General features: G+C 72.5%; 8 protein-coding genes. 5 read left to right on the forward strand and 3 right to left on the reverse strand.

Annotated features, from left to right (window positions below; genetic code table 11):
* Positions 1-248: 248 nt before the first annotated feature.
* Both QSK52_RS21185 and QSK52_RS21190 read right to left on the reverse strand, forming a co-directional pair.
* Positions 249-2,141, reverse strand: a complete 1,893-nt coding sequence (locus QSK52_RS21185) for an RICIN domain-containing protein (protein ID WP_285737685.1) — start codon at positions 2,139-2,141, stop codon at positions 249-251.
* Positions 2,142-2,219: 78 nt separating this feature from the next.
* Positions 2,220-4,142: a discoidin domain-containing protein gene (locus tag QSK52_RS21190; protein WP_285737686.1), complete on the reverse strand. Its 1,923-nt coding sequence runs from the start codon at positions 4,140-4,142 to the stop codon at positions 2,220-2,222.
* A gap of 161 nt (positions 4,143-4,303) precedes the next feature.
* Here QSK52_RS21190 and QSK52_RS21195 point away from each other — a divergent pair, with 161 nt between their 5' ends.
* The 3 genes from QSK52_RS21195 to QSK52_RS21205 all read left to right on the forward strand — a co-directional run bounded on the left by QSK52_RS21195 (position 4,304) and on the right by QSK52_RS21205 (position 7,065).
* Positions 4,304-5,326, forward strand: a complete 1,023-nt coding sequence (locus QSK52_RS21195) for a LacI family DNA-binding transcriptional regulator (protein ID WP_285737687.1) — start codon at positions 4,304-4,306, stop codon at positions 5,324-5,326.
* Between the two features lie 114 nt (positions 5,327-5,440).
* The gene (locus QSK52_RS21200; RefSeq protein WP_285737688.1) at positions 5,441-5,983 is read left to right on the forward strand and encodes a hypothetical protein; all 543 of its coding nucleotides are present in this window, start codon (positions 5,441-5,443) and stop codon (positions 5,981-5,983) included.
* Between the two features lie 281 nt (positions 5,984-6,264).
* Positions 6,265-7,065, forward strand: a complete 801-nt coding sequence (locus QSK52_RS21205) for a nucleotidyltransferase domain-containing protein (RefSeq protein WP_285737689.1) — start codon at positions 6,265-6,267, stop codon at positions 7,063-7,065.
* 61 nt (positions 7,066-7,126) lie between these two features.
* Here QSK52_RS21205 and QSK52_RS21210 read toward each other — a convergent pair whose 3' ends face one another.
* A complete protein-coding gene (locus QSK52_RS21210; protein WP_285737690.1) occupies positions 7,127-9,961 on the reverse strand; it encodes a DEAD/DEAH box helicase in 2,835 nt (944 codons plus the stop codon).
* A 465-nt stretch (positions 9,962-10,426) separates the two neighbouring features.
* Here QSK52_RS21210 and QSK52_RS21215 point away from each other — a divergent pair, with 465 nt between their 5' ends.
* Together QSK52_RS21215 and QSK52_RS21220 are read left to right on the forward strand one after the other, a co-directional pair.
* Entirely contained in the window at positions 10,427-10,801 is a 375-nt protein-coding gene (locus QSK52_RS21215) for a hypothetical protein (RefSeq protein WP_285737691.1), read from the forward strand.
* A gap of 44 nt (positions 10,802-10,845) precedes the next feature.
* Entirely contained in the window at positions 10,846-11,175 is a 330-nt protein-coding gene (locus tag QSK52_RS21220) for an ArsR/SmtB family transcription factor (RefSeq protein WP_176191456.1), read from the forward strand.
* Positions 11,176-11,206 lie beyond the last annotated feature (31 nt).

Genomic DNA, 11,206 nt, shown 5'->3' on the forward strand with positions numbered 1-11,206 from the left:
TACCGGGGAAGGGGGCGGCGCAGACGTGTGCTACGCGCGTAGGTGCACCGGCACGGTCCCATGGTGAGGTAAGCGGGGCTTGAACGGAACACGTCGACTCGACGGAGTGTCGGCTGACGCCGGATCAGCGCGCCGGGCTCCCGGCGGTGGTGGAGCGCCCGCCGCGGGTGCTCAGGCACCACCCGCGACGGGCGCCCCGCGGGGCGGTCCGGTCCACCAACCGGCCGCCCCGGTCTCGGGGGGTGCGGTCAGCCGACCGCGGTCAGGCGGAAGGACTGGGCCGGGCCGCCGGTGCAGGTCCACTGCTGGAGGCGGGCGCCGTCGGCGGTGGAGACGTCGGTGACGTCCAGGCACTTGCCGCTGTTGCGGTTGACCAACGTCCAGGCGCCGTCGGCCCGTTGGACCGGCTTGAACTGCTGGTTCGCCCCGGCGGACCACTGCCAGGTCTGCAGCTTGGCCCCGTCGGCGGTGGCGGCGCCGGTGACATCCAGCACCTGGGCGGCCGCGGCGGCGTTGCGGTTGGTGACGCGGTAGTAGCCGCCGTCGGTGGGTGTGAACTGCCACTGCTGGTTGGCGCCGCCGCCGCACGCCCACTGCTGGACGGCGGTGCCGTTGGCGGTGCCCCAGCCGGTGGCGTCCACGCACTTGCCGGAGTTGGCGTTGGCCAGGGTGTACCAGGCCGCGGTGTCGACCGGGCCGCCGCCCGTGCTCCCGCCGCTGGGCGCGCCGGGCCAGGTGAAGGTGGCGACCGCACCGGCCGGGAGGTCGTAGACCAGGGAGCGGCCGCTGTCGGTGATCGAGAAGTGCTGGGAGCCGCCGGTGGCGTTGAGCACCACCGCGCCGCGCGAGCCGTCCGGGTTCAGGAAGGCGACGTCCTGCAGGCCGCCGCCGCCCTGGCTGGTGGAGCCGATCCGGTGGGCGCCGGGCCGGACGAACTTGGAGACGTGGCCGAGCACGTAGTACTCGGCGTTCTTGCGGTACGTGCCGCCGCCGACCTCCAGCACGCCGTTGCAGGTGGTGGAGCAGTTGCCGTACTGCGGGCCGCCGTTGGCGTCCAGCGCGACGTTCCACAGCACCGCGGTGCGGCCGCCGCTGCGCAGGTTGCGGATGACGAGGTTCTCGGTCTGCCACTTCAGCGTGCTGCTGAAGGTCTGCTCCGGGGTGGCCGCGTCGGTGCCGGTGCACTCGGTGAAGAACACCGCCTTCCCGGTGCTCGCGACCTGCTGCTCGGCCTCGGGCTGGCCGCCGTAGCAGTGGAACGCGGCGCCCTTGAGCCGGGCCACCGAGGCGTCCTGGGAGAGCACGCTCAGCGGGAAGGAGGTGTCGTCCCAGTTGTGGTCGTACGCGTAGAGCTCGGTGGGCAGGCCCGCCGCGGTCAGCTTGGCGTCCAACACCTTGACGAAGTCGGCCTGTTGGGCGGCCGTCATCCCGGTGGAGGGGTAACTCGTCTGGAACTTCGGCTCGTTGGCCACCGTCAGGTCGCTGATCGGGGCGCCCGCCGCGCCGTACGCCTGAATCGCCCTGACCAGGTAGTCGGCGAAGTCGCCGTAGTTCTCCGGCTTCAGGCTGCCGCCGTTCAGCGAGCCCGAGGTCTTCATCCAGGCGGGCGGCGACCACGGGGTGCCCATGATCCGGATGTTCGGGTTGACGGCGCGGGCCTGGTTGATCGCGGGCAGGATCTCCTGCTGGTCGCGGGCGATCGAGAACGAGCCCCTGGTGTCCTCGTACGAGTAGAACGGCAGGTGCGAGACGAAGTCGGAGGCGCCCAGCGGCTGGCGCAGGTAGTTGAGGCCGATGCCGCCGCCCGCGGTGGAGAACAGGTCGTTCATCAGGGCGGCCCGGGTGGTCGCGGACAGGCCCGCCACCAGGTGCGCGGAGGACTCGGTGAACGCGGCGCCGAAGCCGACCAGCGGCTGCTGCACGTCGGCCGCGTCGACCGCGATGTCCTGCGCCTGCGGAGAGGTGGCGGAGAACGGGACGGCGGCGGCCTGGGCGAGGCGGCTGCTGCCGTCCGCGGTGGTGATCCACACCTGGGCGGTGGTGTCGGCGGCCCCGGCGGCCGTGCTGCCGACGGTGGCCAGACCCGCGGCGGCCAGCGCGAGGGCCACGGCGATCCGGGCGGGGCGGTGCGGTCCGTGCATGGACTGCTCCTCGTGGGGGTGGGGTGGGTGGGGTGGTGCGCGCGGAGCGTCGGGTGTTCCGCGGGCACGGGGTGGGGGTCAGCGGTAGAGGCGGACGTCCGCGAGGCTCCACCAGCCGGGCGCGGCAGCGGTGTTGGTGATCCGCAGGTAGCGGGTCCGGGTGCTGCGCGGCAGGTCGACGGTGGTCAGCTGGCCGGCGCCGGCGCCGGTGGCCAGCGGGTGCCACGCGGTGCCGTCCTCGCTGCTCTCGATCCGCCAACTGCGGGCGTAGTCACCGAGGTTGTCGCCGCTGTCGAGGGCGATCCGGTCGAAGGCGGTGCGCCGCCCGAGGTCGATCTGCAGGTACTGGCCGGGGGCCTGGGCCTGCCCGGTGCTCCACCGGGTGGAGCCGTCGGCGTCGATCGCCGCGCGGGCGTCGGCCGCGGCCGGCCGGGCGGTGGCGGTGGCGCCGGTGAGCGGCACCTCGCGCCGATCGGCCTTCGGCGCAGCGGACTTGGGCCAGCGGAAGGTGGCGAGTGCCCCGCCGGGCAGGGTGTACTCGAAGCTCTGCCCGCCGACCGCGACGGCGAAGTCGCGCGGCGCGTCGTTCTCGTTGTGCACCACCAGCACGGTCGACCCGTCCGGGTCGGTGAACGCGACGTCGATCAACTGCCCGTTCCAGCCGGGCGTTCCGAAGCTGGTGCTGGCGATCCGGACGGCGCCGGGGCGGACGAACTTCGACAGGTGGCCGATGGTGTAGTACTCGGCGCCGGTGCTCACGCCGCCGTCGCCGTGCACGGTCAGCAGCGCGGTGCAGGTGCCGCAGCCGCCGTTGTGCGGGCCGTCGTGCTCGTCCAGCGCGATGTTCCAGTTCAGCACCGACTTGGCCCAGTTGCGGGTCGCGCCGACGGTCAGGTTCCGGGCGTGCCAGGTCAGCGTCCCGCGGAAGGTCTGCGCCGCGGTGTCGTCCGGGCCGTGCGAGCCCGAGCACTCGGTGAACCAGATGCCCTTGTCCGGGTGCGCCTCGTGCAGCGCGCTCTGCGCGGACGGGTCGCCCGCGTAGCAGTGGTAGGCCGTCCCGGCCAGCCACTCGGCGGCGTCGCTGTCCAGCAGCCGGTAGGGGTAGTCGGTCTCCGGGTCCTCGCCGGGCGGGGTGTTGCGGACGTCGTCCGGGTGGGTGGCCCAGTTGTGGTCGTAGCCGAGGATCCTCGTGCGCGGACTGGCCTTCGCCAGCAGCGGCCCGAGCGCCTCGACCACCTTCTCCTCCTGCTCGGCGGTCAGGTCGGTGCCCGGGTACGCGTTGGGTTTGCGGTTCTGCGGCTCGTTCTGCACCGTCAGGTAGTCCACCGGGACGCCCGCCGCCGCGTACGCCTGCACGAACTTCACCAGGTAGCGGGCGTACGCGTCGTAGACCGCCGGGTCGTCCTTCAGCTTGCCCTCCAGCAGGGAGTCGCCGGTCTTCATCCAGGCGGGCGGGCTCCACGGCGTCGCCACCACCTTCAGCTCCGGGTTCAGGCTCCGGGCCCGGCGCAGCAGCGGCAGGATCTGCTGCTCGTCGTGGGCGATCGAGAACCGGCTCAGCGTGAAGTCGCTCTGCCCGGCCGGGACGTCGTCGTAGGTGTAGTGCGCGGCGGCGGCCGTGAAGTCGGAGGAGCCGACGGGCTGGCGCACCATGCTGATGCCGATGCCCTCGGCCGGGTCGAAGAGGCGGCGCAGTGCGGCGTCCCGCTCGGCCGGGGGCAGCGCGCTCAGGACGGCGGCGGAGGAGTCGGTGACCGAGGCGCCGAAGCCGTCCATCCGCTGGAAGGTCCGGGTCGGGTCGACGGTGACGGTGGTGCGGGTGGACGCGCCCGGGTGGAACGCCACCGACGGGCGCCGGTGCAGCAGTTCGGCCCCGTCCGGGGTGGTGACCCAGACCTCGACCCCGGGGGCGGCGGGCCGGTGCAGGGGCGCCGGGGCGGCGCCCGCCAGGCCCAGGGTCAGGGCGGCCGCCGTGGCGGCGCCGAGCACGCGTCGGTACATCGGGGTCCTCTCGCTCTGCCTTCATGAAACAAAATGAAACATTTCTGATACACCTGCGTGCGTTCAGGAAACGGCACCCGCTTTCCCGCTGTCAAGATTCGTGCAGCCCTTGCCAGTTGGGAGTTGTATGATCGGCTTCGTGAAACGAAACGATGAAACACATGGGTAGGCCGAAGTCGACGCGGGTCACCGTCCGGGAGATCGCGGCCGCCGCCGGGGTCTCCCCCGCGACCGTCTCCCGCGTCCTGACCGGGCAGGCCGCCGTCGCCGAGGAGACCAGGGCCGCCGTCCGCACCGCGATGGAACGGCTCGGCTCCCCCGAGCCCGCCGCCCCCCGGCGCACCGCCCGGCCGGGCGCGGTGTTCGTCCGCTGCCCCTACCTGCTCACCGACTACTTCGGCACCATCGTCACCGCCGTCGCCGAAGCGCTCGACCGGCACGGCCGGGAACTGATCCTCAGCGCGGGCAGCTCCGCCCAGCACAACGGGGCGCTCGCCGGACTCCCCCGCCGCCGCGACCTCGCCGGAGCACTGCTCGTCCTCCCCGTCGAGGACGGCGCGGAACTGGAGCAACTGCGCCGCCAGGACTTCCCGTTCGTCGTCATCGACCCCCGCACCCCCGTCCCCCGCGACATCGCCGCCGTCTCCGCCTCCCACTTCACCGGCGCCCGCAACCTCACCGCCCACCTGGTCGCCCTCGGCCACCGCCGGATCGGCTTCATCAACGGCCCCGACGACTGGCTCGCCTCCACCTCCCGCTTCGCCGGCCACACCGCGGCCCTCGCCGAGGCCGGCGTCCTCATCCCCCCGGAACTCGTCACCAGCATCGAACCCACCAGCGACTGGGGCCACACCGCCGCCGGCCGCCTCCTCGACCTCCCCGACCGCCCCACCGCCCTCGTCGCCTTCAACGACAAGGCCGCCATCGGCGCCCTCCGCGCCGCCCACGACCGCGCCCTCCGCGTCCCCGCCGACCTCTCCGTCGTCGGCTTCGACGACGACTACCTCAGCCGCACCTCCGTCCCCACCCTCACCACCGTCCGCCAACCCCTCGAAGAACTCGGCGGCCTCGCCGTCAGCCTCCTCCTCCGCCTCCTGGAGGGCACCGCCGTCGAGGCCCTGCACGTGGAACTCGCCACCGAACTCATCGTCCGCGACTCCACCGGCCCGGTACCGCACAGGTGAGAACGCCCTGCGGGCGGCGGACCTCGGAGGGGACGACCTGACGCTCCCACCGACGGGATCACGATTCGATCCCGGCAGCCACCGCGCTCCGTCCGAACTGGAATGCTCGCGGCCATGACCGACCAGACCGTCGCCACGCCCCCGCCACCCACAGATCGACCAGCGGCCTCCCCGCTGCTCACCACAGCCCAGCGACGACCGGCACGGACGCTGTCCGTGCCGGTCTGGCTCGTTGCCGGCCTGACGGGCTTCGCGGCCGGCGCAGCAACGGTCGGCCTCGCCTGGGGACTGTCCTCCAGCGGTTCCTCCGCTCCTGCCGCCGCTTCGGCGAACACCGGGACGTTCACCCTCGTCGGATCGATGACGCTGACCAGCGGAGCTGTCGACACCAAGACCGGCTGCGCTGGATCGGGCGGCTACAACGACATCCGTACAGGTGCCGGGGTCACGGTGTACGACGAGAGCGGCAAGGTACTAGCCATCGGCGCCCTGGGTCCGGGTGTGACGCAAGGCGTGGACGGCTGTGCGTTCACGGTGAACGTGACCAAGGTCCCCAGGGGTCCGAAGTTCTATCAGGTCGAGATCAGCCACCGGGGGAAGATCAATCTGTCCAGCAGTGATGCGGAAGCCGGCCTGTTCGGAGCCACACTGGGCTGACCCCCTCCAGGATGGGCGGCCCTACCGGGCAGACTGATCCGATTGTCTGACCAGCGTCTCTCGGCAGCAGGATGTTGGTGTCCCGAAGACCCCGTTCACGCGAAGGCCTACGAGTCTCCCTGCGCTGTCGGCAGGAGACCGAAGCCCTGCACGTGGAACTCGCCACCGAACTCATCGTCCGCGACTCCACCGACTCGGTACCGCACAGGTGAGAACGCCCTGCGGGCGGTGCGCCCGCCCGCCCCGGGCGCACCGGGGTCGGGATGTCCCATACTGGCCGGATGGACGCACAGACCGAGCCGTTCCGTGCCGTTCCCGCCGAGGTGCGGCCCTACCTGGCGGAGCTGGTGGGCCGCACGCACGCGGTGTGCGGCCCCCGGCTGGCCGGGGTGGTCGCGGTCGGTTCCCTCGCGCTCGGCGACTACCGGCACGGCCGCAGTGACGTGGACGTCACGGTCCTGGTGGAGGGCCCGCCCCCGGCCGCCGTCCTGCGGGAGCTGGCCGCCGCCCTCGACCACCGGCGGCTGCCGTGCCCGGCGGCGGGGCTGGAACTGGTCGTCTACCCGGCGGAGTTCGCCCGCGTCCCGTCCGGGGAGGCGGGCTACCTGCTGGACCTCAACACCGGTGCCCAGCTGCCGGGCCGGACCGCCTTCGACCCGGCCGGGGCACCGTCGTTCTGGTACGTCATCGACCGCTCCGTGGCCCACCAGAGCGGGATCGCGCTGTACGGCCCGCCCGCACCGGAGGTGATCGCGGCGCCCGGCCCGGCGGAGCTGTACCCGGCGATCCGGGCCTCGGTGCGCGAGCACGACGACGGCGAGGGGCACCTCGCCGACAACCGGGTCCTCAACGGCTGCCGCTCCGTGGCCTACTGCCGCACCGGGCGCTGGTCCGCCAAGCGCGACGCGGCCCGGCAGGTCGCCGCCGCGGAGGAGGAGTTCCGTCCGCTGGTCGAGGCCGCGGTCCGCAGCTTCGAACGCCCCCGCGCCGCCGCACTGCCCCTGCCCGGTCCGCAGGTCCGGTCGTTCCTCGCCTGGGTGCGGGCCCGCGTCGACGAGAGCGCCGCGGCGGTCGGCGCCTGACGGAACGGGACACCGGGCCCGACCGCCCCGGGAGCGGGAAGCGGCCGGGCCCGGGGCGGTCTCACCCCACCGACGAGTACGCGATGATGCCGCGCCGCATCCCGTCCACCGCCTTGCGGGCGGTCTTGCGCAGCTCCGCGTTGTCGCCCGCCGCGTCCTGGATCTGGCCGAGGACGTCGATGAGCTGCTTCGTCCAGCGGACGAAGTCGCCCGCGGGCATGTCGGCGTCGCGCAGGACGGCGTCGAGGTCGTGGCCGAGGGCCCAGCGGTAGGCGGTCCAGGCGAAGCCGAGGTCGGGTTCGCGCTGGCCGACGCCCTCGGCGGTGGAGATCTTGTGCTGCTCCTCCAGGTCGTCGAGCCTGCCCCAGATCCGGACCATCTTCCCGAGGGCGTCCTTGGCGCCGCCCTCGGGGACGCGCGGGGCGACCGCGTCGTCGGCCTGCCGGGCCTCGTAGACCAACGCCGAGGCGCAGGCCGCGAGTTCGGCTGCGGCGAGGCCGTTCCAGACGCCCTCGCGGATGCACTCGGAGGCGAGCAGGTCGAGTTCGCCGTAGAGCCGGGCGAGGCGCTTGCCGTCGCCGGTGACGGTGTCGCCCTGGAGGTAGCCGAGGTCGGTGAGCAGGCCGCAGACCCGGTCGAAGGTGCGGGCGATGGTGTGGGTGCGCGAGCGCATCCGGCGTTCGAGGAGCTCGGTGTCGCGGTGCAGGCGGTGGTAGCGCTCGGACCAGCGGGCGTGGTCCTCGCGCTCGTCGCAGCCGTGGCAGGGGTGCTGGCGCAGGGCGGTGCGCAGGCGGCTGATCTCGGGGTCGTCGGCGGCGGCGGCGCGGCCCTTGCGGAAGCGCTCGGGTTCGAGGTGGCCGGCCTTGGTGCGCAGCGCGGAGGCGAGGTCGCGGCGGGACTGCGGGCTGCGCGGGTTGAAGGACTTGGGGATGCGCATCCGGTCCATCGCGGCGACGGGGTGCGGGAAGTCGATCATCGCGAGGCGCTTGACCTGGCGCTCGGCGGTGAGCACCACGGGGCGCGGCCCGTCCTGGAAGTCGGGGTGCCGGGGGCCGCCGCGGCCGTGCCCGTTGCGGCTGACCGGGGGCAGGCCGGGGTCGAGGACGAGGGCGAGGCCCGCGAACTTGCCGGTCGGGACGTGGATGATGTCGCCGGGCCTGAGCTGCTCGATGGCCTCGATGGCGGCGGCCCGGCGCTGGGTGGAGCCCTCGCGGGCGAGTTCGTTCTCGCGGTCCTTGAGTTCGCGGCGCAGCCGCATGTACTCGTCGAAGTCGCCGAGGTGGCAGGTCATCGACTCGCGGTAGCCCTCCAGGCCCTCCTCGTTGCGCTGCACCTGCCGGGCGATGCCGACGACCGAGCGGTCGGCCTGGAACTGCGCGAAGGAGGTCTCCAGCAGTTCGCGGGAGCGGTGCCGCCCGAACTGGCCGACCAGGTTGACGGCCATGTTGTACGAGGGGCGGAAGGAGGACTTGAGCGGGTAGGTGCGGGTGCCGGCCAGGCCGGCCAGCGCCTCGGGGTCGAGCCCGCGCTGCCACAGGACGACGGCGTGGCCCTCGACGTCGATGCCGCGGCGCCCGGCCCGGCCGGTGAGCTGGGTGTACTCGCCGGGGGTGATGTCGGCGTGGGTCTCGCCGTTCCACTTGACGAGCTTCTCCATGACGACCGAGCGGGCGGGCATGTTGATGCCGAGGGCGAGCGTCTCGGTGGCGAAGACCGCCTTGACCAGGCCCTGGACGAACAGCTCCTCGACGACCTCCTTGAACCGGGGCAGCATCCCGGCGTGGTGGGCGGCGATGCCGCGCTCCAGGCCGTCCAGCCACTCGTAGTAGCCGAGGACGTGCAGGTCCTCGTCGGGGATGTCGCGGCAGCGCTCCTCGACGAACTGGCGGACCTTGAGGCGGTCGGCGTCCCGGTTCAGGCGCAGGCCGGAGTTGAGGCACTGCTGCACGGCGGCCTCGCAGCCGGCCCGGCTGAAGATGAAGGTGATGGCGGGGAGCAGGCCCTCGGCGTCGAGCCGGTCGATGACGTCGACCCGGCCCGGCGTCCAGACCCGGCCGGGGCGGCCGGTGGGCATCGAGCGGCCCCGGCCGCGGGCGAACCGGTCGCGGCCGCGGTCGGCCTCGGAGCGGGCGAGGCGGACGAGTTCGGGGTTGACGGCCTTGGCGGGGTTCTTCAGGTTGCCCTTGGGGCGGCCGTCCCGGTCGGGGCTGGCGAACAGGTCGTACATCCGGTTGCCGGCCATCACGTGCTGCCAGAGCGGGACGGGGCGGTGCTCGGAGACGATCACCTCGGTGCCGCCGCGGACGGTGTCCAGCCAGTCGCCGAACTCCTCGGCGTTGGAGACGGTCGCGGAGAGCGACACCAGCGTCACCGACTCGGGGAGGTGGATGATGACCTCCTCCCAGACGGCGCCGCGGAAGCGGTCGGCGAGGTAGTGCACCTCGTCCATCACCACGTAGCCGAGGCCGTCGAGGGCGCTGGAGCCCGCGTACAGCATGTTGCGCAGGACCTCGGTGGTCATCACGACGACCGGCGCGTCCCCGTTGACGGAGTTGTCGCCGGTCAGCAGGCCGACCTTGGCCTGGCCGTAGCGCTTGACCAGGTCGCCGTACTTCTGGTTCGACAGCGCCTTGATCGGCGTGGTGTAGAAGCACTTGCGGCCGCCGGCCAGCGCCAGGTGGACGGCGAACTCGCCGACGATGGTCTTGCCGGAGCCGGTCGGCGCGGCGACCAGGACGCCCTTGCCGTCCTCCAGCGTCCGGCAGGCGCGGACCTGGAAGTCGTCGAGCGGGAAGTCGTACAACTGCTGGAAGCCGTGGAAGGCGGTGGCCTGCTCCCTGGCGCGCTCGCGCGAGGCGGCGTACCGCTCGGCGGGGCTGAGCTGCTCTTCGGGCATGGGGCTGGTAGGCACTGGCGTCACCTGTTCTTCCCGTGGGTGTGGCTGGACGAGAACGCAGACGGCGACGCCTGCGGCTGCGGGGCCGTGGCCTGGGGTGGCGACGGGGCGCAGCGGGTGCGTGGGGTGTGGTGATCGAGCATCTCAGCCTGAGATTACCCGTCCGGAGTGACATCAACATCAGACTTTTCCGGCAGTTTCGCAGGTGGCATGCCCGGCTCAGGGCGGGTCGGCCCGGCGGCGCCCGCGCGCTCCGGGCCGCTTTCCCGTCCGGCGGCTGCCGAAATCGCGTACGCGTGAACTGTTCACATCCCGAATTGCAAATGTCTTCATGTGGTCGGCGAACCGAGGCAGATCAGTCGCGGTCGGATCAGAAGCGAAAGATTCCGGTCAACACTCGGCCGCAGTGCGATCCCGTTCCTACAGTCGTGCCGAACCGATCACAGCCACGACAGGAGACAGGCGATGGCGAACCTCGAAACCTCGCTCAAGGAAGCCATGACCATCGAAGGAGCCATCGGGGTCGCCCTGGTGGACTACGGCAGCGGCATGGCGCTCGGCACCCTCGGGGACGGCGGCGAGATCGACCTGAACGTCGCCGCGGCCGCCAACACGGACCTCGTCCGTGCCAAGATGCGGGCGATGGAAATGCTCAATCTCCACGACGACGGCATCGAGGACATCCTGGTCACCCTGACCAACCAGTACCACCTGATCCGGCCGCTCACCACGTCCAGCGGGCGCGGCCTGTTCCTGTACCTCGCGCTCAACCGCACCCGGTCCAACCTGGCGATGGCCCGGCACCAGTTGAAGCGGATCGAGTCGACGCTGGAGGTCTGAGCGCGGGACGGCGGCCCGCGTGCCGCCGGAAAAGGGGAGGAAGCATGCCCGTACCGCTGTACCAGGCCAAGGCCGAGTTCTTCCGGATGCTCGGCCACCCGGTGCGAATCCGGGTGCTCGAACTGCTCCAGGCCGGACCGACCCCGGTGCGCGACCTGCTGCCCGAGTTCGACATCGAGCCGTCGAGCCTCTCGCAGCAGCTCGCCATCCTGCGCCGCTCCGGCCTGGTGACCGCGACCCGCGAGGGGTCGACGGTGGTGTACGCCCTGGCCGGCGCGGACGTCGCCGAGCTGCTCCGGACGGCCCGGCGGATACTCACCGAACTGCTCGCCGACCAGGGCATGCTGCTGGAGGAGCTCCGCGCCGCCCGCTGAACGCGGTCAGCGGCCGGCAGTCAGCGGGCGG

The sequence above is a fragment of the Kitasatospora phosalacinea genome (assembly GCF_030268885.1).
Classification (GTDB): domain Bacteria; phylum Actinomycetota; class Actinomycetes; order Streptomycetales; family Streptomycetaceae; genus Kitasatospora; species Kitasatospora phosalacinea_C.

Bases quoted from the DNA above. Each gene is read 5' to 3' on its own strand.
- QSK52_RS21215 (WP_285737691.1), top strand. From the start codon at position 10,427: ATGGCGAACCTCGAAACCTCGCTCAAGGAAGCCATGACCATCGAAGGA.
- QSK52_RS21195 (WP_285737687.1), top strand. From the start codon at position 4,304: ATGGGTAGGCCGAAGTCGACGCGGGTCACCGTCCGGGAGATCGCGGCC.
- QSK52_RS21205 (WP_285737689.1), top strand. From the start codon at position 6,265: ATGGACGCACAGACCGAGCCGTTCCGTGCCGTTCCCGCCGAGGTGCGG.
- QSK52_RS21220 (WP_176191456.1), top strand. From the start codon at position 10,846: ATGCCCGTACCGCTGTACCAGGCCAAGGCCGAGTTCTTCCGGATGCTC.
- QSK52_RS21190 (WP_285737686.1), bottom strand. From the start codon at position 4,142: ATGTACCGACGCGTGCTCGGCGCCGCCACGGCGGCCGCCCTGACCCTG.
- QSK52_RS21210 (WP_285737690.1), bottom strand. From the start codon at position 9,961: ATGCCCGAAGAGCAGCTCAGCCCCGCCGAGCGGTACGCCGCCTCGCGC.
- QSK52_RS21200 (WP_285737688.1), top strand. From the start codon at position 5,441: ATGACCGACCAGACCGTCGCCACGCCCCCGCCACCCACAGATCGACCA.
- QSK52_RS21185 (WP_285737685.1), bottom strand. From the start codon at position 2,141: ATGCACGGACCGCACCGCCCCGCCCGGATCGCCGTGGCCCTCGCGCTG.